The sequence below is a fragment of the Lentzea sp. HUAS TT2 genome (assembly GCF_051853195.1).
Lineage (GTDB): Bacteria > Actinomycetota > Actinomycetes > Mycobacteriales > Pseudonocardiaceae > Lentzea.
In genome coordinates, this window is record NZ_CP196667.1 from 1,310,731 (window position 1) to 1,334,485 (window position 23,755).

Annotated in this window: 23 protein-coding genes and 1 pseudogene; 10 read left to right on the forward strand and 14 right to left on the reverse strand. The window is 68.7% G+C overall.

Annotation, left to right across the window (positions count from 1 at the left end):
- Window positions 1-41 precede the first annotated feature (41 nt).
- The 3 genes from ilvC to ACSHWB_RS06570 are packed head-to-tail and all read right to left on the reverse strand — an operon-like array spanning window position 42 to window position 3,415.
- Window positions 42-1,055, reverse strand: coding sequence for a ketol-acid reductoisomerase (ilvC, locus tag ACSHWB_RS06560; RefSeq protein WP_030479766.1), 1,014 nt, complete (start codon window positions 1,053-1,055; stop codon window positions 42-44).
- Window positions 1,056-1,076: 21 nt separating this feature from the next.
- The gene (ilvN, locus tag ACSHWB_RS06565; RefSeq protein WP_030479767.1) at window positions 1,077-1,583 is read right to left on the reverse strand and encodes an acetolactate synthase small subunit; all 507 of its coding nucleotides are present in this window, start codon (window positions 1,581-1,583) and stop codon (window positions 1,077-1,079) included.
- Window positions 1,583-3,415, reverse strand: coding sequence for an acetolactate synthase large subunit (locus tag ACSHWB_RS06570; protein WP_360049108.1), 1,833 nt, complete (start codon window positions 3,413-3,415; stop codon window positions 1,583-1,585). The genes ilvN and ACSHWB_RS06570 overlap by 1 nt, the downstream gene beginning before the upstream one ends.
- 232 nt (window positions 3,416-3,647) lie before the next feature.
- Here ACSHWB_RS06570 and ACSHWB_RS06575 point away from each other — a divergent pair, with 232 nt between their 5' ends.
- The 3 genes from ACSHWB_RS06575 to ilvD all read left to right on the forward strand — a co-directional run bounded on the left by ACSHWB_RS06575 (window position 3,648) and on the right by ilvD (window position 6,444).
- Complete coding sequence (locus ACSHWB_RS06575) at window positions 3,648-4,100, forward strand: PH domain-containing protein (protein ID WP_439661177.1); 453 nt, start codon at window positions 3,648-3,650, stop codon at window positions 4,098-4,100.
- A complete protein-coding gene (locus tag ACSHWB_RS06580) occupies window positions 4,097-4,522 on the forward strand; it encodes a vitamin K epoxide reductase family protein (RefSeq protein WP_439661178.1) in 426 nt (141 codons plus the stop codon). Before ACSHWB_RS06575 ends, ACSHWB_RS06580 begins: the two co-directional genes overlap by 4 nt.
- A gap of 77 nt (window positions 4,523-4,599) precedes the next feature.
- Window positions 4,600-6,444, forward strand: coding sequence for a dihydroxy-acid dehydratase (ilvD, locus tag ACSHWB_RS06585; protein WP_439661179.1), 1,845 nt, complete (start codon window positions 4,600-4,602; stop codon window positions 6,442-6,444).
- Here ilvD and ACSHWB_RS06590 read toward each other — a convergent pair.
- The 3 genes from ACSHWB_RS06590 to ACSHWB_RS06600 form a co-directional block, all read right to left on the reverse strand.
- On the reverse strand, window positions 6,441-6,683 hold the full coding sequence (locus ACSHWB_RS06590; RefSeq protein WP_439661180.1) for a hypothetical protein: 243 nt from the start codon (window positions 6,681-6,683) through the stop codon (window positions 6,441-6,443). The genes ilvD and ACSHWB_RS06590 overlap by 4 nt on opposite strands.
- A gap of 10 nt (window positions 6,684-6,693) precedes the next feature.
- Window positions 6,694-7,422, reverse strand: coding sequence for a DoxX family protein (locus tag ACSHWB_RS06595; RefSeq protein ID WP_439661181.1), 729 nt, complete (start codon window positions 7,420-7,422; stop codon window positions 6,694-6,696).
- Window positions 7,423-7,491: 69 nt separating this feature from the next.
- Window positions 7,492-8,406: a 2-hydroxyacid dehydrogenase gene (locus ACSHWB_RS06600; protein ID WP_439661182.1), complete on the reverse strand. Its 915-nt coding sequence runs from the start codon at window positions 8,404-8,406 to the stop codon at window positions 7,492-7,494.
- Window positions 8,407-8,434: 28 nt separating this feature from the next.
- On the opposite strand from ACSHWB_RS06600, the gene ACSHWB_RS06605 reads away from it, so the two are divergent.
- The 4 genes and pseudogenes from ACSHWB_RS06605 (at window position 8,435) to ACSHWB_RS06620 (ending at window position 11,871) form a co-directional block, all read left to right on the forward strand.
- The gene (locus ACSHWB_RS06605) at window positions 8,435-9,316 is read left to right on the forward strand and encodes an alpha/beta fold hydrolase (protein WP_439661183.1); all 882 of its coding nucleotides are present in this window, start codon (window positions 8,435-8,437) and stop codon (window positions 9,314-9,316) included.
- A gap of 637 nt (window positions 9,317-9,953) precedes the next feature.
- Window positions 9,954-10,130, forward strand: a pseudogene (locus ACSHWB_RS06610) (transposase); the annotation flags it as partial.
- Window positions 10,131-10,191: 61 nt separating this feature from the next.
- Entirely contained in the window at window positions 10,192-10,563 is a 372-nt protein-coding gene (locus ACSHWB_RS06615) for a zinc ribbon domain-containing protein (protein ID WP_439664537.1), read from the forward strand.
- A 147-nt stretch (window positions 10,564-10,710) separates the two neighbouring features.
- Window positions 10,711-11,871 carry a PQQ-dependent sugar dehydrogenase gene (locus ACSHWB_RS06620; protein WP_439661184.1) on the forward strand — a complete coding sequence of 387 codons (1,161 nt, stop codon included), beginning with the start codon at window positions 10,711-10,713 and terminating at the stop codon, window positions 11,869-11,871.
- On the opposite strand, the gene ACSHWB_RS06625 is transcribed toward ACSHWB_RS06620, so the two are convergent.
- Complete coding sequence (locus ACSHWB_RS06625; protein WP_439661185.1) at window positions 11,861-12,808, reverse strand: LysR family transcriptional regulator; 948 nt, start codon at window positions 12,806-12,808, stop codon at window positions 11,861-11,863. The two genes, ACSHWB_RS06620 and ACSHWB_RS06625, sit on opposite strands and share 11 nt — an antisense overlap.
- A 146-nt stretch (window positions 12,809-12,954) precedes the next feature.
- On the opposite strand from ACSHWB_RS06625, the gene ACSHWB_RS06630 reads away from it, so the two are divergent.
- From ACSHWB_RS06630 to ACSHWB_RS06640, 3 genes are read left to right on the forward strand one after another with little or no spacing between them, the layout of a single operon-like run.
- A complete protein-coding gene (locus ACSHWB_RS06630; RefSeq protein ID WP_439661186.1) occupies window positions 12,955-13,479 on the forward strand; it encodes a hypothetical protein in 525 nt (174 codons plus the stop codon).
- Entirely contained in the window at window positions 13,476-13,844 is a 369-nt protein-coding gene (locus ACSHWB_RS06635) for an SgcJ/EcaC family oxidoreductase (RefSeq protein ID WP_439661187.1), read from the forward strand. The genes ACSHWB_RS06630 and ACSHWB_RS06635 overlap by 4 nt, the downstream gene beginning before the upstream one ends.
- On the forward strand, window positions 13,841-14,209 hold the full coding sequence (locus ACSHWB_RS06640; RefSeq protein WP_439661188.1) for a VOC family protein: 369 nt from the start codon (window positions 13,841-13,843) through the stop codon (window positions 14,207-14,209). The genes ACSHWB_RS06635 and ACSHWB_RS06640 overlap by 4 nt, the downstream gene beginning before the upstream one ends.
- A gap of 98 nt (window positions 14,210-14,307) precedes the next feature.
- On the opposite strand, the gene ACSHWB_RS06645 is transcribed toward ACSHWB_RS06640, so the two are convergent.
- The 7 genes from ACSHWB_RS06645 to gatC form a co-directional block, all read right to left on the reverse strand.
- Window positions 14,308-16,791, reverse strand: coding sequence for a M14 family zinc carboxypeptidase (locus ACSHWB_RS06645; RefSeq protein ID WP_439661189.1), 2,484 nt, complete (start codon window positions 16,789-16,791; stop codon window positions 14,308-14,310).
- Between the two features lie 211 nt (window positions 16,792-17,002).
- The gene (locus ACSHWB_RS06650) at window positions 17,003-19,576 is read right to left on the reverse strand and encodes a CHAT domain-containing protein (RefSeq protein ID WP_439661190.1); all 2,574 of its coding nucleotides are present in this window, start codon (window positions 19,574-19,576) and stop codon (window positions 17,003-17,005) included.
- An 84-nt stretch (window positions 19,577-19,660) separates the two neighbouring features.
- On the reverse strand, window positions 19,661-19,906 hold the full coding sequence (locus tag ACSHWB_RS06655) for a hypothetical protein (RefSeq protein WP_439661191.1): 246 nt from the start codon (window positions 19,904-19,906) through the stop codon (window positions 19,661-19,663).
- A 185-nt stretch (window positions 19,907-20,091) separates the two neighbouring features.
- A complete protein-coding gene (gene gatB, locus ACSHWB_RS06660; RefSeq protein ID WP_439661192.1) occupies window positions 20,092-21,594 on the reverse strand; it encodes an Asp-tRNA(Asn)/Glu-tRNA(Gln) amidotransferase subunit GatB in 1,503 nt (500 codons plus the stop codon).
- A complete protein-coding gene (locus ACSHWB_RS06665) occupies window positions 21,591-21,788 on the reverse strand; it encodes a hypothetical protein (RefSeq protein WP_439661193.1) in 198 nt (65 codons plus the stop codon). Before ACSHWB_RS06665 ends, gatB begins: the two co-directional genes overlap by 4 nt.
- Complete coding sequence (gene gatA, locus ACSHWB_RS06670; RefSeq protein WP_439661194.1) at window positions 21,785-23,269, reverse strand: Asp-tRNA(Asn)/Glu-tRNA(Gln) amidotransferase subunit GatA; 1,485 nt, start codon at window positions 23,267-23,269, stop codon at window positions 21,785-21,787. Before gatA ends, ACSHWB_RS06665 begins: the two co-directional genes overlap by 4 nt.
- The gene (gene gatC / locus ACSHWB_RS06675; RefSeq protein ID WP_030467875.1) at window positions 23,266-23,565 is read right to left on the reverse strand and encodes an Asp-tRNA(Asn)/Glu-tRNA(Gln) amidotransferase subunit GatC; all 300 of its coding nucleotides are present in this window, start codon (window positions 23,563-23,565) and stop codon (window positions 23,266-23,268) included. The genes gatA and gatC overlap by 4 nt, the downstream gene beginning before the upstream one ends.
- Window positions 23,566-23,755: the final 190 nt, after the last annotated feature.

A 23,755-nucleotide genomic window follows, 5' to 3' on the forward strand; every position in this document is an offset into this window, starting at 1 on the left:
GGGCGTCACACACGCTCCACGGGCCTCCCTTGAGGAAAGACTCAGGCGGTCTCGGTGATCGGGCGGTCCACCCACGACATCATGTCGCGCAGCTTCTTGCCGGTGACCTCGATCGGGTGGTTCTCACCCTCCTGCTGCAGCTTCTTGTAGTTCGCGCGGCCGTTGTCGTCCTCGGCCACCCACTCGTTCGCGAAGGTGCCGTCCTGGATCTCGCCCAGGATCTTCTTCATCTCCTCCTTCACGGAGGCGGTGACGACGCGCGGGCCGCGGGTCAGGTCACCGAACTCGGCGGTGTCGGAGATCGAGTAGCGCATGCGGGCGATGCCGCCCTCGTACATGAGGTCGACGATCAGCTTGAGCTCGTGCAGGCACTCGAAGTACGCGACCTCAGGGGCGTAGCCCGCCTCGGTGAGGACCTCGAAGCCCGCCTGGACGAGCGCGGAGGCGCCACCGCAGAGGACGGCCTGCTCGCCGAAGAGGTCGGTCTCGGTCTCTTCCTTGAACGTCGTCTTGATGACGCCGGCGCGCGTGCCGCCGATGCCCTTGGCGTAGGACAGGGCGAGGGCCTGCGCGTTGCCGGAGGCGTCCTGCTCGACCGCGATGAGCGCCGGGACGCCCTTGCCGTCGACGAACTGGCGGCGCACGAGGTGGCCGGGGCCCTTCGGCGCGACCATGGCGACGTCCACACCGGACGGGACCGTGATGAGGCCGTAGCGGATGTTGAAGCCGTGGCCGAAGAAGATCGCGTCACCCTCGTTGAGGTTCGCGGCGATCTCGTCGGCGTAGATGTGGCGCTGCGCGGTGTCCGGCGCCAGGATCATGATCACGTCGGCCCACGCGGAGACCTCGGCCGGGGTGCCGACCTCGAGGCCCTCTTCTTCCGCCTTGGCGCGGGACTTGGAGCCCTCCTGCAGGCCGATGCGGACCTCGACGCCCGAGTCGCGCAGGGACAGCGCGTGGGCGTGGCCCTGGCTGCCGTAGCCGATCACGGCCACCTTGCGGCCCTGGATGATGCTCAGGTCGGCATCGTCGTCGTAGAAGATCTCGACGCTCACAGTGTTTCCCTCTTTCTAGTACTAACGAACCGCGGTGGCGGTGATGGAACGAGCGCCACGGCCGATGGCGACCATGCCGGACTGGACGATTTCGCGAAGCCCGTAGGGCTCCAGCATGCGCAGCAACGCGTCGAGTTTTTCAGACGTGCCGGTGGCCTCGATCGTGACCGCTTCCGGGGACACGTCGACGACCTTCGCGCGGAAGAGCTGAACGGTCTCGAGGACCTGCGACCGCACCGTCGCGTCCGCGCGGACCTTGATCAGCACCAGTTGCCGCTGAACGGAAGCACTCGGCTCCAGCTCCACGATCTTGATGACGTTGATGAGCTTGTTGAGCTGCTTGGTCACCTGCTCCAGCGGCAGCTCGTCGACCGACACCACGATCGTCATGCGCGAGATGTCGGGGTACTCGGTGCGGCCGACCGCGAGCGACTCGATGTTGAAGCCGCGGCGGGAGAACAGGCCGGCGACGCGCGCGAGCACACCGGGCTTGTCCTCGACCAAAACGCTCAGCGTGTGCCTGGTCATCACAGGTCCTCATCGAACAGGGGGCGGATGCCGCGGGCGGCCATGATCTCGGAGTTGCCGGTGCCCGCCGCGACCATGGGCCACACCTGGGCGTCCTTGCCGACGACGAAGTCGACGACCACGGGGCGGTCGTTGATCTCCAACGCCTTGCCGATCACCTCGTCCACCTCCTCGCGCGACTCGGCGCGCAGGCCCGCACAACCGAGGGCTTCCGCCAGGAGCTTGAAGTCTGGGATGCGGTGCTTGTGCGTCCCCAGATCCGTGTTGGAGTACCGCTCGCCGTAGAACAGCGTCTGCCACTGGCGGACCATGCCCAGGTTGCCGTTGTTGATCACGGCGATCTTGACCGGCAGGCCCTCGATGGCGCAGGTGGCGAGCTCCTGGTTGGTCATCTGGAAGCAGCCGTCGCCGTCGATGGCCCACACCGTGCGGCCAGGCTCACCGGCCTTGATGCCCATCGCGGCGGGAACGGCGAAGCCCATCGTGCCGAGGCCGCCGGAGTTGATCCACGTGCGCGGGTGCTCGTACTTCACGAACTGCGCGGCCCACATCTGGTGCTGGCCGACGCCCGCGGTGTAGATCGTGTCGGCCGGCGACAGCTTGCCGATCCGCTCGATGACGTACTGCGGGGACAGCGTGCCGTCCTCCGGCCAGTCGTAGCCCAGCGGGAACGTCTCGCGGATCGAGTTCAGCGTCGCCCACCACGGGGCGAGGTCGACCTTCGTCGCGGTCTCGCGCTCGGTGCGCAGCGCGTCGATCAGCTCGGTGATGATCTCCTTGCAGTCACCGACGATCGGCACGTCGGCGCGGCGGTTCTTGGAGATCTCGGCCGGGTCGATGTCCGCGTGAATGATCTTCGCGTCCGGCGCGAACGAGTTCAGCTGGCCGGTGACGCGGTCGTCGAAGCGTGCGCCCAGCGCGATCAGCAGGTCCGACTTCTGCATCGCCGCGACGGCCGCGACGGTGCCGTGCATGCCGGGCATGCCCATGTGCTGCTCGTGCGAGTCCGGGAACGCACCACGCGCCATCAGCGTCGTGACGACCGGGATGCCGCTCTCCTCGGCGAGGCGCAGCAGTTCGGCGTGCGCGTCGGCCTTGATGACGCCGCCACCGACGTACAAGACGGGCTTGTGGGCGGCCACGATCAGCTTCGCGGCCTCGCGGACCTGCTTGCCGTGCGGCCGGGTCGTCGGCCGGTAACCGGGCAGGCGCATCTCGGGCGGCCACGAGAAGCTGGTCTGCTCCTGCAGCACGTCCTTGGGGATGTCGACGAGGACCGGGCCGGGTCGGCCGGTCGACGCGATGTGGAACGCCTCCGCGATCGCCCGCGGGATGTCCGCCGGGTCGGTCACGAGCACGTTGTGCTTGGTGATCGGCATCGTGATGCCGCAGATGTCCGCCTCCTGGAAGGCGTCCGTGCCGATGAGCGGCCGCGACTGCTGGCCGGTGATCGCGACGATGGGCACGGAGTCCATGTTCGCGTCCGCGATGGGGGTGACGAGGTTGGTCGCACCCGGTCCCGAGGTCGCCATGCAGACCCCGACCTTGCCGGTGGCCTGCGCGTATCCGGTCGCCGCGTGTCCTGCGCCCTGCTCGTGGCGGACGAGGATGTGCCGGACCTTCGTGGAGTCCAGCAGCGGGTCGTACGCGGGAAGGATCGTCCCGCCGGGAATGCCGAACACCACTTCACACCCGACCGCCTCAAGCGAGCGGACGAGGGACTGGGCCCCGGTCACTCGAATCGGCGCGCCAGTGGGCGGAGCCGGTTTGGGCCGCGGACCTGGACGTGGCGACGAGGGCTCGGAAGCCTGTCGCGATGGTGCGCTGGTCATTGGTTTGCCTCGTGGGTATCGGGGTCCGGACACGAAAAAACCCTCGACAACCCGGAGAAGGGTCGTGCGAGGGTCGCGCGTCGACGCAGGCTGTTCGGCTCAGGCGTCGACGCGCCTGAGAAGTACGAGAACGAGCGTGCGCTGCATGAAGCGGACGTTATCGCCTCGCGCAAGAGTGCGTCAACTCTGCGGGATGGAATTCCCGGATCGTGGACGTGGAACAATCCTTCGAGTGAAGAAGCTGGTCTTTCGCATCCCGGCAACGGCCCTGCTCGCAGCGTGTTTGATCGCCATCTGCGTCACCCCTGTGGCGTGGCTCGCTCCGGGGCTGCAAGCGCTCTACGTCCTCCCGCTCGGCTACGCGTACTGGGTGATCCGCAACCGCACGACGGCCACCGAGGACGGTCTGGTGGCCCGCGGCGTGTTCGGCTCGACGACGGTGAAGTGGTCCGAGCTGAAGTCGCTCCGGCTGGTCCAGAAGGGCTGGCTCAAGGCGGTGAAGGAGGACGACACCGAGGTGACGCTGCCCGCGGTGCGGTTCATGCACCTCCCGGCGTTGTCGCTGATCAGCGGTGGTCTCGTGCCGGACCCGACGATCAAGGAGGAGCCGGTCGCCGAGGAGGAGCCGGTCGCCGGGACGCCCGCAGAGGAAGTCGCCGAAGAGGCCGTGGAGTCGGAGAAGTGATCAAACGAGTTCCGCCGCTGAGCCTGCTGCTGTCCATCGCAGGCCTGCTGACCTCGGCTTATCTGACGTACACGCACTTCAACGCGAACGCGCTGCTGTGCTCGGCCGACGCGCTCGTCGACTGCGAGACCGTGACCACGAGCGAGCAGTCGGAGCTCCTGGGCATCCCCGTGGCGTTCCTCGGGCTGGCGTTCTTCGCGTTCCTGACCGTGATCTGCCTCCCGTTCGCGTGGCGGGTCGACGCGCTGAAGTGGGTGCGCCTGGGGGCGGTCGGCGTAGGCGTCCTGATGGTCGTTTACCTGGTGGCGGCCGAGTTCCTCATCATCGGCAAGATCTGCCTGTGGTGCACCGCCGTGCACGTGATCACGCTCGCACTGGCCTGTCTGCTGGTCTCGGCGAGTCTGCGCACAAGTAACCTTTGAGGCACCGCTCCCAGACTGATGGACGCCTCACCCCCGCGTCCCGCGCGTTTTTTTCTTGAACTGAATCTGGAGGAGCAGTGCCTCAGCTCCGCTCTCGCACCACCACGCACGGTCGCAACGCAGCCGGTGCCCGCGCACTCTGGCGCGCGACCGGCATGACCGACAGCGACTTCGGCAAGCCGATCATCGCGATCGCCAACTCCTACACGCAGTTCGTGCCGGGCCACGTGCACCTGCGCGATCTCGGGGACATCGTGGCCGAGGCGGTGCGCGAGGCGGGCGGTGTCGCACGCGAGTTCCACACCATCGCCGTCGACGACGGCATCGCCATGGGCCACAGCGGGATGCTCTACTCGCTGCCCAGCCGCGAGATCATCGCCGACTCCGTCGAGTACATGGTCAACGCGCACCAGGCCGACGCGATCGTCTGCATCTCGAACTGCGACAAGATCACCCCCGGCATGCTGAACGCGGCGATGCGCCTCAACATCCCCGTCGTGTTCGTGTCCGGCGGCCCGATGGAGGCCGGCAAGGCCGTCGTCGTCGAGGGTGTCGCCGTCGCGCCGACCGACCTGATCACCGCGATCTCGGCCTCGGCGTCCCCCGCCGTGAGCGAGGACGGGCTGTCCGAGGTCGAGCGCTCCGCGTGCCCGACGTGCGGTTCCTGCTCCGGCATGTTCACCGCGAACTCCATGAACTGCCTCACCGAGGCGCTGGGCCTGTCACTGCCGGGCAACGGCTCGACGCTGGCCACGCACGCCGCGCGCCGCGAGCTGTTCTCCGAGGCCGGCCGCGTCGTCGTGGAGCTGTGCAGGCGCTGGTACGGCGAGGACGACGAGTCGGCGCTGCCGCGGTCGATCGCGAACCGCAAGGCGTTCGAGAACGCGATGGCGCTCGACATGGCCATGGGCGGCTCGACGAACACCGTGCTGCACATCCTCGCCGCCGCGCAGGAGGGCGAGATCGACTTCACGCTGCAGGACATCGACGACCTGTCCCGCCGCGTGCCGTGCCTGTCGAAGGTGTCGCCGAACTCCGACTACCACATGGAGGACGTGCACCGGGCCGGCGGAATCCCCGCGCTGCTGGGCGAGCTCTACCGCGCCGGCCTGCTGAACGACGACGTCACGTCGGTGCACACGCCGACGATGGCCGAGTGGCTCGGCAAGTGGGACATCCGCGCGGAGAACCCGTCGCCGGAGGCGATCGAGCTGTTCCACGCGGCCCCCGGCGGCGTGCGGACGACCGAGGCGTTCTCGACGTCGAACCGCTGGTCCTCTTTGGACACCGACGCGGCCGGCGGCTGCATCCGCGACGACGCGCACGCCTACACCCGTGACGGCGGCCTGAACGTGCTGCGCGGCAACCTGGCCGAGCGCGGCGCGATCATCAAGTCCGCGGGCATCGACGAGGAGCTGTGGCACTTCGAGGGCCCGGCGCGCGTCGTCGAGTCCCAGGAGCAGGCCGTCTCGGCGATCCTGAACAAGGAGATCCAGCCGGGCGAGGTGCTGGTCGTGCGCTACGAGGGCCCCTCAGGTGGTCCCGGCATGCAGGAGATGCTGCACCCGACGGCGTTCCTCAAGGGCTCCGGTCTCGGCAAGAAGTGCGCGCTGATCACGGACGGCCGGTTCTCCGGCGGTTCGTCGGGCCTGTCGATCGGCCACATCTCGCCGGAGGCGGCGGGCGGCGGCACGATCGGCCTGGTCCAGAACGGCGACCGGATCCTGATCGACGTGCACGAGCGGCGCCTGGACCTGCTGGTGGACGACGACGTGCTGGCCGAGCGCCGCGCGAAGATGGAGGCCTCCGAGCGTCCGTGGCAGCCGGTGGACCGGATCCGTCCGGTGACGGCGGCGCTGCGGGCCTACGCGCGGATGGCGACGGACGCGTCCACGGGTGCCGTGCGCAACCCGGACCTCTAAAGAACGAACGCGAGCGCCACACAGGCGCCGAACACGAGCCAGCCCGTCAGCGGTCCGCTGACGGGCTGCTCTGTTCTCTTGACCATGACGCCGCCGACGACGAGGCCCGCGAGCAGGCCGAGCGGCGGGAGCAGGGACTTCGCGGTGAGGCCGAACGGGAGCGCCACCAGGTAGACGACCGGGATCCCGATCACCAGCAGGGCGAACTGGAGCACCGCTCCCGTCACGTTCTTCCGCACAGCGCTGTTTCTACCGGAAGACGAAGTACGTGACCGAGGCGCCGCCGATGCCGATCACCAGCGCGATGAACCCGGCCGCCAGCGGGTGGCGGAACCAGCTGCGGTTGTAGTCGAGCGCGGCCCGGCCGGGCCCGGCGAACAGCGCCGCGAACGCCATGCCCGCGAGTGCCAGCTCCAGCTCGACGCCGTTGGGGCCGAAGAAACCGCCCTTGTACTGCAGCGCGATGACGTTGGCCATCACCGCGAGCAGGCCCGCCGCGGCCAGCGGCGTGAAGAGTCCCAGCACCAGCAGGCCACCACCGGCGAGCTCGGTGATGCCGGTGACCCAGGCGAGGACGACGGACTCGCGGTAGCCCATCTTCTCCAGCGACTGCGCGAAGCCGTTGATGCCGGGGCCGCCGAAGAGCCCGAAGACCTTCTGCAGGCCGTGCAGCACGAAGATGCCGCCGAGCACCGCCCTCAGCCCGAGCAGGCCGATGTCGGGGCCCGCCGTCCAGCCGAACTTCTTGCGGTCGTCGTCGAACAGGTCGTCGTCCCGGTCGTCCACAGTGGACACGTCCAGCGGCGTGTAACCCGAGTTGTCGAACGCCTTCGTCGACGAGTCGTAGGTCTGGGCAGCGTCTCCGCCGGCTCTGATCGTGCCGTCGTCGAAGTGGTGCACTCCCCCTCCGCTGCTCGAATAGAACGAGTCGTCGGAGAAAGCGCTCGAACTCGTCGAGCCTTTGTCGTGAGTAGCCACGCCCGCACGCTAGGAGACCCCGCGCGGGCGCGCGAGAGCCGAACGGCAGCCTGGTTTCACCCAGATGGCCTAGTAAGTCCCGTGGACCAGATTGCGCGGCTCTTCTCCCGCGGCGAACCGCGAGATCTCCGCCGCGGCAACGGCGTACGCGCGCTGCGTGTGACCCGTGCAGGACCCGGCCACGTGCGGGGTGAGCAGCAGGCCCGGCGCGGTCCACAGTGGATGATCGGCCGGGAGCGGTTCGGGGTCGGTCACGTCCAGCGCCGCGCGCAGCCGCCCGGAGCTCAGTTCGGCGAGCAGCGCATCGGTGTCCACGACGGGGCCGCGCGCGCCGTTGACCAGGATCGCGTTGTCCTTCATCGCGGCCAGGAACTTCGCGTCGACGAGGTGGCGGGTCTCCTCGGTCATCGGCGTGAAGACGACCACGGCGTCGAACTCCGGCAGCAACGACGGCAGCTCGTCCTGGCCGTGCACGCCGTCGCGGGCGGTGCGGCCGACCAGGGTCGCCGTCGCGTCGAACGGTTCGAGGCGGCGCTTGAGCTGCTCACCGAGATCACCGGCGCCGACGATCAGGACCTTCTTGTCCTGCAAGGTGTCCGTGAGGTGGTAGTCCCAGCGGCCCTCGGCACGGGCCCGTTCGAAGACGAGGAAGTCTCGGTAGATCGCGAGCAACGCGCCGATCGCCCACTCCGCGGTGCTGCCACCGTGCGCGCCCCGGCAGGTGGAGAGCAGCACACCGTCGGGCACCTTGCCGACGAAGTTCTCCGCACCGGCGCTGAGCAACTGCACGAGCTTCAACTGGGGCAGCTGCGCGAACACCTCGCGCGGGTCTGTGCCCGCGAGGAACCGCGGGATCAGGACCTCGGCGTTCACGCCCTCCGGCGGCAGCGGCTCCCCCGGCACGTACCGGACCGGCCGGACACCGTCCACCTGGGACAGCGCTTGAACTCCGAAATCATCTGGCACGAGCACGGTGAGCGTCACCACTGCAAAATACGTCAGAATGTCTGCCATGCGGGAGCACGACATCATCGCGTGGGACGGCACGAAGATCCGGACGTGGCAGGCACCGGGCGAGGGCCCGCCGGTGCTGCTGTGCCCCGGCGTGGGTTCCGGACCCGAGTCGTGGCCGTCGCTGACCGATCGCGGTGGCCTGCTCAGCTGGTACATGCGCGGCACGATGGGCTCCGACCGGCCGGTCGACGAGCGCAACATCTCGCTGGACGACCACGTGGCGGACGCGCTCGCCGTGCTCGACGACGCGGGCATCGAGCGGTGCGTCGTCACGGGCTGGTCGATGGGCGTCACCGTCGCGGCCGAGCTGGCGTTGCGTCATCCGGAACGCGTGGCGGGCCTGCTGCTCGTCGCGGGCGCGCCAGGCGACTCGTTCGACGCGATGCTGCCGCTGGTGCCCCAGAACGTGCGCCGGTTCGTCGGGCTGACCGCCACGAAGCTTTTGCAGCAGGCCGGTCCGGTGCTGGACAAGGTGCTGCACCGCGTCCCGGTGACGGACGCGACCACGTTCCTGTTGCGGCACAGCGGCGTGATCAAGCCCAGCAGCGACCCGAAGGCCGTCACCCAGGCGGTGAGCCGGTTCCTGCAGCACGACTGGCGCTGGTACTTCACCCTGGCGCTCGCGCTGGGTGAGACACCACGCCAGGACCTCGGCTCGATCGTGTGCCCGGTCACACTGCTGGCCGGGCGGGACGACGTGCTGGCGACGACGGAGAGCATGTCCGGGCCCGTCGGCGCGCTGCCCCAGGCGCGGCTGCGGGTGCTGCCGTGCAGCCACTACCTGCCCTTGGAGGCGCCGGAGGTGGTGACAGCCGAGCTCGACCTGCTGCTCGACCGGGTCCGGTCGGTCGACTTCGCCACTTCCGAGGCGTTCAGCTGACGAGTTGTCGACGGAACTCCTGACTTTACACCGAAAGAGTGACACCGAAGCCACTTCACCTGAACATGCGTTCGATGCGATCGCCGGTGTGAAACTGGTCGTGCAGGTGAGGCTGCTGCCAACGCCCGCCCAGGCGGCAGCGCTGGCAGCGACCCTGCATGCCTGCAACGAGGCAGCGAACTACACGTCGAACGTGGCGTTCGAGTGGAGCGTGAAGTCCCGCAACGAGTTGCAGAAACTCTGCTACCACGAGATCAAGGATCGATTCGGCCTCTCGGCGCAGCCCGCGGTGCGGGTGGTGAAGAAGGTCGTCGACGCCTACGCCGCCCTGCGAGCGGGCATCCGCGCGGGGAACCTCGGCGGCGAGAAGTCCCGACGCCGGGTCAAGGCCGAGTCGAAGCCGATCACGTTCCGTCTGCAGGCGGCACAGCCGTTCGACGACCGCTGCCTGTCATGGCGCCTGGACGTGCAGACCGTCAGCATCTGGACGACCGCAGGCAGGGTGAAGGACCTCCAGTTCGCCTGTTCCCCAGCGCAGTTGACGTCGCTGGGCGCACACCGCCAGGGCGAGTCGGACCTGTTGTTCCGCGACGGCATGTGGTTCCTGATCGCCACCTGCGACGTACCCGAGCCGGACATGTTCGAGCCAGTCGACTGGATCGGCGTGGACAGGGGCATCACCAACCTGGCCACCACCTCGGACCTGGACAACTTCCAGGGCCGCCGCCTGCAACGGTACCGCCGCTGGCACGCCCGCAAGCGGGCCGAGCTTCAGGCCAAGCGAACGAGATCAGCGAACCGTCGTCTGAAAAGGCGTGCACGTAGAGAGGCCCCGTCACGCCACCCACATCAACCACCGCATCGCCAAGCAGATCGTGGCTGTTGCCGAACGCACCGGCCGTGGCATCGCCTTGGAGGAACTCCACGGCATCCGCGACCGGGTACGGCTCCACCGGCACCAGCGAGCCACACAGTCGTCCTGGCCGTTCCATCAGCTCGAACGGCACATCACCTACAAGGCCCGCCGGGCTGGTGTGCCGGCACTGCTGGTGGACGCCCGCTACACATCGCAGATGTGTCCCAGGTGCACGCACACGTCCCGCTCGAACCGTTCCACCAGGGACACCTCCTCTTGTCGTCGATGCGGTCTCGCTGGACCCGCCGACGTCGTCGCCGCCGTGAACATCCGTGACCGGGCACGGCGCGCGTGGGTATTCGTCAACATGCCCTTACCCACAGCCGCCTGAGCAGTTGTGGGTAGATGCGGCCCGCACGCCACAGCCAGTGGTGGACGAGGAACGCGACCTGGTTCGAGGGAAGCGAGCGTGAGTTCGCTTCCCTCGCTCACCACGAGTTGACCTGGAGTTGACGGTCGCGCACCTAACCTGGGGCACGTGGTTCGTTCCGTTGCGTTGCTGACCGCCGTCTGCCTGCTGGCAGGGGGCTGTGCGAGCTTTCCCGACGAGCCGGCACCGACGCAGTGGAGCGCGCAACCACAGCTGACCCCGCAGGCGGGCCCGAAGCCGGAGCTGCCGGGCGAGTACCGCCCGACGCCCGGTGACCCCGGCCGCAACCCGGCGCCGCAGAGCGTGCCGCCGCCGCAGGGCTGCAAGGACTACCACCCCGCGGTCGTGGCCACGTGCCTCAACACCGTCACGGGCGTCGCCCCCATCGGCGCGGACGCACAGGGCGGCGTCGCGGCGTACGCGACCGAGCGCGGCGGGCGCCTGGTCAAGGTCACCAAGGACGTTGACCCGGTCGTGATCGCCCAACTGGAGGTCGACACGTCGACCGACGGCGGGCTGACCGGGCTGGCGCTGTCGGCGACGTTCGCGGAGGACCAGCTCGCGTACGTCTACGTGACGACGGCGACGGACAACCGCGTGCTGCGCATCGCCCCTGGTGACACGCCCAAGCCGATCCTCACCGGCATCCCGAAGGGGCCGTCCGGCAACCGCGGTGTGCTGGCGAGCGACCGCAAGGGCGCGATCCTCGTCGCGACCGGTGACGCCGGGAACCCCGCGCTGGCCGCCGACCCGGCCTCGCTGGCCGGCAAGGTGCTGCGGATCGACGGGTCCGGCCAGCCGGCCCAGGGCAACCCGACGGCCGGTTCCGCGGTCGTCTCGTCCGGGCTGCGACTGCCCGGTGGCCTGTGCGTCTCGGCGGACACCTCGAAGATCTGGGTGACGGACTGGGCCGCGAGCGGCGACGTCGTCTACCGCGTCGTGCCGGGCAAGCTCGGCGAGGTCGCGTGGGCCTGGCCGGACCGGCCGGGCGTGATGGGCTGCTCGTCGTACTCGGACCAGCTGAGCGTGGCCACGTCCAAGACGCCCGGCTACCAGTCGCTGTCGATGAACGCCGCCGGTGCCTTCACGGGCAAGCCGGAGATCGCGCTGGCGGAGGACGGTTTCGGCCTGCTCGGGCCGATGGAGATGCTGAACGAGTCGGCGTCGCTGGCCGGCACGGTCAACAAGGCCGGTGGCCAGCCCGTCTCGTCGGACGACAGGGTCGTCATCATCGTGCGCCCGAACAACGGCGGCGGCACTAAGGACTGAGGGCGAACGCTTCTCCTCCCGCACGCCACCAGCGCGCGTAGACCTCGCTCTCCTCGACCAGCTTCAGATACCCCGTGGCGACCTGCTCGCACAGGTCGTCGATCTCGTCGGCGACCGGCGCGTCCGTGCGCCAGGCCAGCACGACCTCGCGCACCAGCGGGTTGCCGGTGATCGGCAGCCGGGAGACGCCCGGTGGGGTGGTGCCGACCGGGTAGAGCGGGCACACCGCGCCGGACTCCCTGATCAGCGTCAGCGCGACGTGCGCCTCGCTGCTGAAGTGCGCGATCCGCTGCTCGAATCCCTTGGCCGCGCACTCGCGGGCGAAGTGGGCGTTCATGCCGCTGTCGTCGGGTTCGGGCATGACCCACTTGTCCTCGGCGAGCGCTTCGAGCCCGATCTCGGGCTCCTGGGCTTGCGGGTGGTGCTCCGGCACGCCGACGAACAGCGGTTCGCGGGTCAGCAGGCGATGTCCCACGTTCGGCGGCAGCGTCAGCGGAGTACCGGGAAATCGACGCATCACCGCGATGTCGAGTTCGCCGGTCGTGAGCAACGCGGTGAGCGTGCCCGTCTCCTTGATGGTGCGGCTCGTGACGTTGTCCTTAAGCGCGCCGACGAGTAGTCCGAAGTGATAAGCGGGGATTCCTGCGAGCCTGGTGGGAGCGCTGGGGCTTTGCGTGTTACGGCGCGTTACGCGTTCCAGCGTGACGAGCTGAGTGAGCATCGACCGCGCCTCCTGCACGAAGTCCTGGCCTGTCGGGGTGAGCTTCACGCCGTCGGCCGTGCGCAGGAACAGCACCCCGCCCAGATGGTCCTCGATGCGTTTGAGCTGCGTCGTCACCGCCGGCTGGGTGAGGTGCAGGCGGGCGGCGGCCTTGCGCAGGCTGCCGCAGTCGGCGATCGCCACGACCAGTTCGAGATGCCGCACTTCCAGACGCATGGCCCCGATGTTATCGCTCAATGTAATAGGGCCAATACCGTTCGCAATCTCGCGTGGTACGTCCCGGTCTCGATACGTTCGGGCACGTGATGGAATTGGCCGAGCGCGCAACCCGCACGGACGCGGTGCTGTTTTCGGATCGCGCGGTGAAAACGTTTCTGGAGGCCGCGTCCGCCGAATACTCGTTCATCACCGAGGACGAGCCGAGACCCTGTTTCGCGGTGCTGCTCGGCCGTTCGGAGGGCACCGAGGCCGTGGTGTCTGAGGTGGCGTTCGGCCGCAACGCGCGCCTGACGGACCCCTCGGCGCGGGAGGAGTTCTCGTCGACGATCGTGCCGCGGTTCGGCACGGCGTACGAGAACCCGGTGCGGGCGTGGTGGCTCGACCCCGCCGACCTGCTGACGATCACGCGGACGGCCGACGCCTCCGGCCTGGACGTGCTCGGCTCGATCCACCTGCACCCGGACTGGCACCGGCTCGGGCCCGAGTGCGAGCGGAACCGGCCGTTGAGCGACAGCCCGACGCCGATGGACGAGCACATGTTCCGCAACAGCGGATGGCCCGTGAACGTCGTCTGTTACCTCGAACGCCGCCATGGCGGCCTCTACTACTCGCTTGCCGCATGGGACGCCGAGTGCCTGCGCCTGCCGTTGAGGATGAACCACTCATGACCGAAGAGATCTACGCGCTGTGGCACCGCATGGAGCAGGGCTGGGCGGTCGGCGACGGCGCCGCGTTCGCGTCCGTCTTCGCCGAGGACGTCGACTTCGTGACGGTGCGCGGTGAGGAGCTGTTCGGGCGTCGCGCGGTCGCGCTGGGGCACTCCCAGCTCTTCGCGGGGCCGTACCGCGACACCAAGCTCACCGCGGAGATCAGCCTGATCAGGCCGCTGACCGACGGTGTTTCGGTCGTGCACGTCACGTCGTCCATCGCCCCGGCGGGCATCACCACCCACGCGCAGGCCGTCGTCGTGCGGCGCGAGGACGGGTGGGAGATCGCCGCGTTCCACAACATGATCCCGAAGGGACTGGCATGAGCAGGCCACGGTTGCGGCACATCGCGTTCGTCGTGCAGGACGCGAAGGAGATGGCCGACTTCTACACGTCGCGGTTCGGGATGTCGTTGTTCCACACCGATCCCGACGGCAGCCACTTCGTCACCGACGGGTACCTCAACCTGGCGTTGATCCAGCAGCGGCTCGACGGTGACGTGCCGACCGGGTTCAACCACTTCGGGTTCCAGGTGGACGACGTCGCCCCGTACCTGGAGACGCTGGAGCCCCGGCCTGCCCTGCGCGGCGGGGACCGGCCGTTCGCGGAGTACCGGGCGATCGATCCCGAGGGGAACTGGTTCGACCTGTCGGCGCACGGGTTCCTGCCGCCGGGCGCCGCGGAGTCCTGACCAGGGGTTTCCTCGGGCGAAAACCGGGAACCCTTGTGTGGGGTATTGCGAGCAGGGGCGAGGAAGGCTGTCGGGGCCTTCCCCGCCCCGCTTGGTTTCTAGCTCGCACTCCAGAACAGAGCGCGCGCGACCTGCGCGTACAGGCCCTTCGGGTGGTCGCGGAACATCGGCTCGGTGCCGAAGAGCACCACCTTCGCCCCGTTCGCCGCCGTACCCGACACGACCGCCGCCTGACCCGCCGCCGCGTCCTGGCCGCCGGTGCCGTTGTCCCGTGCGTGCCAGTGACCCGAGGCGATCACCGTGCTGCCGTAGCGCTGTTCGACCGTCACGCCGCTGCCGAGGTTCGTGAACCACTGCGGTGCGTAGACGAACGAGTGCGGCAACGCGCCCGTGCCGACCGGGTCGGTGCCGTTGACGACGTTCACCACGCCGTTGGCGTCCTCCCAGCCGGCGACCGACGTGGCCTGCAGGAGCTTGGCGTCGGTGTTGAACCTGCTACCCGTCGCCCCTCGCGTCACGACGCCGCCGCTCTTGAGGAACTCGTCGAGCCCGGCCTTCGCGGTGGCGTTGAGCTGGGAGTAGTTCAGGCCCGCGCCCACGTACAGCGCGTCGATGCGTGACCAGTCGAAGCCCGCGTTCAGCACGGCCGTGGAGATCGTGCGGACCTCGAAGCCGGACTCGCGCAGCACCTGCAGCTCGTCGGCGGACACGGCGGCCGCGATCACCTTGCGCTGCAACGCCTGACCACCTGGCTTGGCGGTCGTGAAGCGCACGCCGTATCGGTCGGCGACCTCCTTCGCGGCGGCCCTTTCCCTGGCGGGGACGACGATCGTGCCGTCGTCCTGGCGGCGCAGTTCGAGGCCGCGCGCCAGCAGGTCGTTGACGGCGCTGACGTCCTTCTGGTCGGTCAGGGTGAGGGCGAGGTCGGCACCCGGTGCGGCGCCGACGTCACCGGTCGGCGCGGCGGCCACGACCGGCTTGCCGTCGAAGCGGAACTGGCCGCTCTTGTACACGTCGACCGACGCGCCCCAGAGCAGCCGGTGGCTCCAGCCGGAGATGTCGTACATGACCGGCGCCTTGTCGGAGATGTCGCTGCCCTGCTCCAGCATCATGTTCGCGAGACCGCGCTTGGGCTGGTGCATGTCCACGACGTACGAGCCGGCCGGATAGCGCTTGCCGCCCAGCGTGAACGACCTCTCGGCGCGGTCGACCCGGACGTCGTGGCGGACGAGCTGGTCGACCAGCCGTGCGGCGGCGGGTGCCGACCGGTCGGCGGTGATCACGTAGGCGCGCGGGAACTCCGTGCGGAAGCGGTCCTCCGGCCCGAAGCCGGGAACGAAACCGTCCGGGATGTACCGCTGGGCCTCACCGGCGGCGCCGCGGCGGAACATCTCCGTCTGGTTGGAGATCAGGCTGCGGCGGTTGTCGTCCACGTAGTCGAGCGTGGTCCTGATGGTGGCCTCGACGACGTCCGTGTTGATCTTCGAACGCCGCTGCAGCTCCGCCGCGGGCAGGGCGTCGTAGTCGGAACGGTTGACGCGCATCGGGATCTCGACCGTGTACGAGACGGCACCGTGGTACATCGAGTACTGCGCGGTGTAGATCGGCGCCCAGCCGTCCCACTCGCCGACCGGGTAGTCGCGGAACGGGATCTCCGGCTTCGCCGCCTCGGGATGACCGAGCGCCTGCACGGCCTTCTCCATCTGCAGGCCGTTGGCGTAGCCGTGCTTGATGTACAGGTCGAAGTCGTAGTTCTGGCCGTGCGGCGGCGTGGTCGGTTCGATCAGCGTGTTCGCCACGTAACCGTGCTCGTCGACCATCATCAACGGCTGCGTGCGCTCCACGATCTCCTGCATGGCCCGGTTCTCGGGCTGGGAGTTCGTGACGAAGTCGCGGTTGAGGTCGAAGCCCGCGTTGTTCGCGCGCGTGCCGGCGACGCGGCCGTCCGGGTTCGCCGTGAGGTTGAAGTAGACCCTGCTGCGCTGCAACAGGTTCCGCGTCTCCTGGTCGTCGCTCGTGGCGAGGTGCTCGATGACGCGCAGCGCGCCGTCCGTGCCCTCCCACTCGTCGCCGTGGATGTTGTTGTTGATCCAGATCGGCGCCTTGTACAGGCCCGCCGGGACGCTGCGGCCCTCTTCGATGGTGGCGCGGAACCGTTCCTGGAGCCGGGTCTGGGCCGCGCTCTCCGGCGCGGTCAGCGTGACCAGGTAGAGGTCGCGGCCGAGTCCCGACTGGCCGACGACCTCGACGGAGATCCTGTTGCTCTTCTGCTGCAACGCGTTCAACTTCGGCGCGAGCGAGTGGTAGGGCGCGAGACCGAGCTTGATGGACTTGTCGGCCGTGTTCTCCGGGTACGTCCGCAGCTTCGTCCTGCGCGGGTAACCCTGGTGTCTGTCGGCCTGGTTCTCCCCCTGTGCCAGCGCTGCTCTCGCCTGGAAAGCGTTGTCCAGCGTGGCGACTTCGTTGCGCTCGGGACCGTTGCCCGGTTCTCGGTCTGGACTCGACGGTTGCGCTGTTCCGGTTGCGGGCGCCGCCACCACGGCGGCGGCTGCGAGGAGGACAGCGAGCAGAGTTCTGCGCATGCGGTCGTTTCTCGCACAACGGCCCGCTCATCGACTAGAGCCGATAGGCGGGCCGTTGTTTCCCCTCGGTCAAGACCTGTGTCTTCGAGAGTGGCACAGACGGCCGGGCGTGAGCGAGAAAAGTTCACCAACCGCACTCACCAAATGGGACACAAGTAACCGCTGACCAGGCCGTTCATCTCACTGAACGGCGTACAACCACTCGAACGGCCTAGCCAGAACCCAGACAGAGGAACGGCCTGCGGAACGGGTCCTTCGCCATCGCCTCGGCCAGGGCCACCGCCGGAGCGGCCCCCGCCACCAACGCCCGGTGGTAGTCGGCCATCGCCGCCGAACTCGACTCGTCCCCGACCTTGCTGGCCGCGGCGACCACGGTCCGCGTCCCACCGGCCAGCATCGCGCCGGCGAACCCGAGCGCCTCGTCGCCGGGCCTGATCCGGTTCAACGCCAGCTCGCACGCCGCGAGCACCACGTGCGCGGGTGGCCTGCGCAACCGCCCCAGTTCGTGCGCGAACAACGGCCCGTCGACCAGTTCGAGCCGGGAGAACAGCGCGTTCTCGGTCTCGTGCTCACCGTGCGCGGCAACGTGCACCAGGTCGGCCCCGTCGAGATGCGCGAGCACCTCGGCGGCGGTCGCGGTGTCGCCGGACAGGACGGTCGCGTTGTCGTGGTGGGTGGCCAGCTTGTCGACCTCACCGTGCCCGAAGAGCAGACCGGGCCCCTGCACCACCAGCACCCGGTCGGTCTTCGGCTGCCCACCCTGAGCCGCGGCGAGCCAGGCCGTGGCCGACGGAGCCGTGGCAACCGGCCGACCGTGCAGACTCGGCAACACACCCCACGGCACCGCGTACAGCGCCCCGGTCGGCACCATGACCAGCTCACGATCACCGATGAGGTGCGCCAACGGCTTGATCAGCCGCCCGTCGAGGTGGTCGGCCTGCTTGTGCGCCGACTGCCCGATGACCTCCACCAGCGGTTGCGGCAGGTGGTCGGGCGCGAGCGCGTTGAGGTCGAAGTGGAGCTTCCTCGCGCTCTCCAGCGCGTCCGCCGCGTCGCCGAGCCGCACGAGGCTGACCCGGCCACCGGCGACGACGACCGCGGCCATCTCCCCGCCGGACACGACGTAGCTGACCATGGCCCGCGCGCCCAGTGCGGCGATCACCTCGCTGATACCGGCGACGGGCCTCGGCTTGCCCCACCGCTGCGAGTGCCAGCCGAGCCGGTTGGCCTCGCGCTGCGCCTTCACCAGCTTGGCGCGCAGGTCGCCCGTCGGCTGGCCGGACAGACCGTGCCTCAGGATGGCCCAGCTGAGGTTGCGGACCTCGCTGATCCGCTCGGCGACCTCGTTGTTGTCGGTGACCTCCAGCGGCTCGTACCGGTAGGTCTGTGCGCGGGTGCGTTCCAGCCAGGCGAAGAGCCGGCGTGCGTCCGCGTCCTCCAGCGCGAGCGTGATCGCGAGCTCGCTCAGCTCCCTGCCGTGCACCGCCGTGGCGGACACGAGCTCAAGGCCACCGAGCTGGTCGCGCACCCTGCCGAGCTCGTCGAGGGCCCGACGCGCGTGCGTCAACGCGGCGCGGCGACTTCCCTTGGCAAGCGCCAGTTCGGCCAGCACGAGCCGACGTTGCATGCGGTGGTCGAGCGGCGTGACCGCGCGGGGCCCTGGCACCTTCTTCAGCAGCTCTTCGGCATCCGCGAGCCTGCCCCGGCGGATCTCCAGCCGGGCCGCGAGGAGCAGGGCGAGCCGCGACTCGTCGACGAGGTGGTTGGCGGCCAGTTCGGCGGACAGCGTCAACGCCTTCTGCACCAACGCGTTCGAGATCCGCTTGGTGCGCATGGCATGCCGGCCGTGAGCCCACAGCTCGATCAGGCCGGCCATCATCCACCAGGTGCTGCCACGGCGGATCAGCTTGCGTTCGGACCGCTTCGCCATGCGGCGTGCCAGGTCCAGCTGGTCGTCCAGCAACGCCGCCGAGGCGCGGAACATCTCGACCTCGGCGATCTCCTGGCCGAACTTCTCCTTGCGCATCACCGGAAGTGCCTCGTCGAGGTGCTTACCGGCCTCGTCGGACAATCCGATCATCAGCATGGCCTCGGCCTGGTCGAGTTGCAGCCGCGCGAGGTAGCCGTGTTGTTCGTCGGCGCGGAAGATGCGCTCGGCCACCTCGTAGCGACGCAACGCTTCGGCCAAGGCACCACTTTGCTTGTGGACGTTGCCCAACGCGTGCATCGCGAACGGGTAGTGCGGCTGGAGGTCGTGTTCACGAGCCAGCGTGATCGCCTTCTCGAGATCCGCGATCGCCAGCTCGCGCTTCCGCACGGCCGCGTACGCGAACCCGCGATTCACCAGCGAGGACGCGAACCGTTCGACCAGACCGGGGTCCGGATTGCGACCGATCTCCTGTTCGGCGAAGGCGATGTACCGGCCGAACCACTCGACGGCCTGGTCCGGTTGCCCCATGCGCATGACCATGAGGCCCTGGTTGTTGTCCGCGCTGCCGTGCAGTTGCGCCCGGAGCTTCGGATCCGTCAACCGGTCGATCTCGCTGCGGGCAGCGTCGAAAGTCTCCACCGCGACGTCCATGCCGCTCGTCTCGCCCATGCAGAGGCCGAGCATGTAGAGCGTGCGGGCGCGCAACTCAGTCCGATCAGGAGAGTCATCGGCGCGGTCGGCGTGCACGAGAGCACTCTTGAGAAGCCTGATGGCCGACGGGAAGCGGAACCTCGTCTGCTCCGCCCACCCTCTCAGGTGCAGCTCGCGTGCTCTCTCCAAGGCACGAGCGGGCATGTGATCATCACACCACATGGCAGCAAGTGCCGCTGTCCGCCAACCAGGCACAGGACCAGGTGACGGACAGGACACGCACTGTGACTAGTCCGCCTTCGCGTTCACGCAGTCAGGAGCGTGCACGAACTCGAGCGGCCGGACGAACCCGTGCCCCGGCATGCCGCCGCAGCACATCGGCGTGACTTCCGGGTCTTCCTTCTTGTCCGGCTTCGGCACCTCGGTCGGCGGCGCGGGCACCGGCTCGACGACCGGAGTGCCCTCGAGCACGGACTCGGCTTCCTGAACGACCTCGGTGCCGGCCACTTCCAGGTTCTCGCGCTGAACGGTCATGAGGATTCCCCCCTCGTTTGGACTATTTACTTCCCATCCCCCCAGATGGGTGCGTCGAAAAGAGTCGCACACACGGCTACAGACATACGTCTCATTTAGCTAACAGCCACTCGGTCGGCCTAAGATCACAAAGGGCCACCTGCACAAACAGGTGACCCTTTGTGATTTTTATGGCGAATGTGTATCTACGAGCAGCGTGCGAGCACGATCTCGCGCACGCGTGCCGCGTCGGCCTGGCCCTTGGTGGCCTTCATGACCGCGCCGACGATGGCGCCGGCGGCCTGGACCTTGCCGTCGCGGATCTTCTGCGCGATGTCGGGCTGGGCCGCGAGGGCCTCGTCGACCGCCTTCTCCAGGGCCGAGTCGTCCGAGACGACCTTGAGGCCGCGCTTCTCGATGACCTCCTCGGGGGAGCCTTCGCCCTCCAGGACGCCGTTGACGACCTCGCGGGCGAGCTTGTTCGTCAACGTGCCGGCGTTCACCAGCTCGATCACCTTCGCGACCTGCGCCGGGGTGATGGCGAGGTCGGTGACGTCGATGCCCTTCGAGTTCGCCTGCTGCGCGAGGTACGACACCCACCAGGAGCGGGCCTCGTCCGGCTTCGCGCCCGCCTCGACGGTGGCGATGATGACGTCCAGCGCGTTGGCGTTGACCAGGTCGCGCAGGACCTCGTCGGTGAGGTTCCAGTCCTTCTGGATGCGCGCGCGGCGCTCCCAGGGGAGCTCGGGCAGCGTGAGGCGCAGCTCCTCGACCCACTCGCGCGACGGCGCGATCGGGACCAGGTCGGGCTCCGGGAAGTAGCGGTAGTCCTCCGCCGTCTCCTTCTTGCGGCCCGGTGACGTGGTGCCCGACGACTCGTCGAAGTGACGCGTCTCCTGGGTGACCTCGCCGCCGGACTCGAGCACCGCGGCCTGACGCGTCATCTCGAAGCGGACGGCGCGTTCGACGCTGCGCAGCGAGTTGACGTTCTTGGTCTCGGTGCGGGTGCCCAGCGCGCCGGTGGTCTTCGGCGAGAGCGAGACGTTCGCGTCGCAGCGCAGCGAGCCCTGGTCCATGCGGACGTCGGACACGTCGAGCGCCTTGAGCAGGTCGCGCAACGCCGTCACGTACGCGCGGGCGACCTCGGGGGCGCGTTCCTTGGTGCCGGGGATCATCTTCGTGACGATCTCGATCAGCGGCACGCCGGCGCGGTTGTAGTCGAGCAGCGAGTGCTCGGCGCCGTGGATGCGACCGGTGGCGCCGCCGACGTGCAGCGACTTGCCGGTGTCCTCCTCCATGTGCGCGCGCTCGATCTCGACGCGGATGACCTCGCCGTCGTCCAGCGTCACGTCGAGCCAGCCGTTGAACGCGATCGGCTCGTCGTACTGCGACGTCTGGAAGTTCTTCGGCATGTCCGGGTAGAAGTAGTTCTTCCGCGCGAACCGGCACCACTCGGCGATCTCGCAGTTGAGCGCGAGGCCGATGCGCATCGCGGACTCGATCGCCTTGGCGTTCACCACCGGCAGCGCGCCCGGGAAACCCAGGCACGTGGGGCAGGTGTTCGTGTTCGGCTCGCCGCCGAAGACGTTGGCGCAGCCGCAGAACATCTTCGTGTTGGTGTGCAGCTCGACGTGCACTTCCAGGCCCAGGACGGGGTCGTACTTCTCGATGACCTCGTCGTAGTCCATCAGCTCAACAAGAGAGGTCATGCCAAGTCGTCCTTCCGCAGAGCGCGCGCGGCCAGCGCCGCACCGGTGACCGCCACGGCGATGCTGGCGATCGCGTTCGCCAGCATCAGCTTGTCGTTCTTCGCACGGGCGTTCCGGAAGCCGGAGAACGCTCCCACGGCTCCCGCGACGGCACCGGCGAGTCCGAGGAAGCCCCTTGCCTTCTTGATGTTCACAGCGACGGACCTCCGAACGCGCCGCGCGCGGCCTCGTAGGCTGCGGCCACCCGGTACATGCGGTGGTCCTGCAGCGCCGGGGCCATGATCTGCAGGCCGACCGGCATTCCGTCCTCATCGGACAGACCGCTCGGGACGCTCATGGCAGGGGTGCCCGCGAGGTTCGCGGGGATCGTGCAGAGGTCGGCCTTGTACATGGCCATCGGGTCGTTCGCGCGCTCGCCGATCTTGAACGCCGTGGTCGGCGTCGTCGGGGAGATGAGCACGTCGAACTTCTCGAACGCCTTCGCGAAGTCCTGCGTGATCAGCGTGCGGACCTTCTGCGCCGAGCCGTAGTACGCGTCGTAGTAGCCGGACGACAGCGCGTACGTGCCGATCATGATGCGGCGCTTGACCTCCGGGCCGAAACCGGCCTCGCGGGTCAGCGACATGACCTCCTCGGCGCTGCGCGTGCCGTCGTCACCGACGCGCAGGCCGTAGCGCATGGCGTCGAACCGGGCGAGGTTCGACGAGCACTCGCTCGGCGCGATGAGGTAGTACGCCGGCAGCGCGTAGTCGAAGCTCGGGCACGACACGTCCGCGATCTCCGCGCCGAGCTCCTTGAGCTGCGACACAGCGGCCGCGAAGCTGCGCGCCACGCCCTGCTGGTAGCCCTCGCCGCTGAACTGCGTGACGACACCGATGCGCAGGCCGGACAGGTCACCGCTCAGGCCCTCGCGGGCGGCGGCGACGACCGGCGGCACCGGGGCGTTGATGGACGTGGAGTCCATGTGGTCGTAGCCCGCGATGATCTCGTGCAGCAGCGCGGCGTCGAGCACCGTGCGCGCACACGGACCGGCCTGGTCCAACGAGCTGGAGAACGCGACCAGGCCGTAGCGGGAAACGCCACCATAAGTGGGCTTCACGCCCACGGTGCCGGTGACCGCGCCGGGCTGGCGGATCGAGCCACCGGTGTCGGTGCCGATCGCTAGCGGGGCCTGGTGCGCCGCGAGGGCCGCGGACGAGCCACCACCGGAACCACCGGGGATGCGGTCGAGGTCCCACGGGTTGTGCGTGGGACCGTACGCCGAGTTCTCGGTCGACGAGCCCATGGCGAACTCGTCCATGTTCGTCTTGCCGAGGATGACGACGCCGGCTTCCTTGAGCTTGCGCGTCACCGTGGCGTCGTAGGGCGGGATCCAGCCTTCGAGGATCTTGGAACCGACCGTGGTCGGCACGCCCTCGGTCGTCATGACGTCCTTGAGCGCCAACGGCACGCCGGCGAGCGGGGACACCTGCTCACCGGCCTTGACGGCCGCGTCGACCTTGCGGGCCTGCGCGAGCGCGCCCTCGGTGTCGACGTGCAGGAAGGCGTGGACCTTCGCGTCGGTCTCGGCGATGCGGTCCAGGTGGGCCTGGGTGACCTCGACACTGGAGATCTCGCCGCTGTGGATCTTCGCGGCGAGCTCGGCCGCGGTGGCGTGGATCAGGTCGTTGGTCATGCTTCCTCACCCAGGATGCGGGGCACGCGGAACCGGCCGTCCTCGGCCTCAGGAGCGCCGGAGAGCGCCTGCTGCTGACCGAGGCTCGGACGGACCACGTCCTCGCGGAAGACGTTGGTCAGCGGAACGGCGTGCGACGTCGGCGGGATGTCGGCAGTGGCGATGTCGCCAACCGAGGCCACCGACTGGAGGATCACGTCGAGCTGTCCGGCGAACAAGTCGAGCTCGTCCTCGGTAACAGCCAGCCTGGCGAGCTTCGCCAGGTGCGCGACCTCGTCGCGGGAGATGCTGGGCACTCCTGTCAACCCCCGTAGGGTCGGGATACGAATCGGGAACCCCGTGAGTCTATGGGCTGGTCAGGCGCGCCTTCGAACGGGTTACCGCCTCCGTGGCTGACCGGCACGTCAACTTAACCGTTCCGCAACGCGGACAGCAGGTCATGCGTTGACGATGCGTCTGCGAGAATCACCGACCGGCAACGGCGCA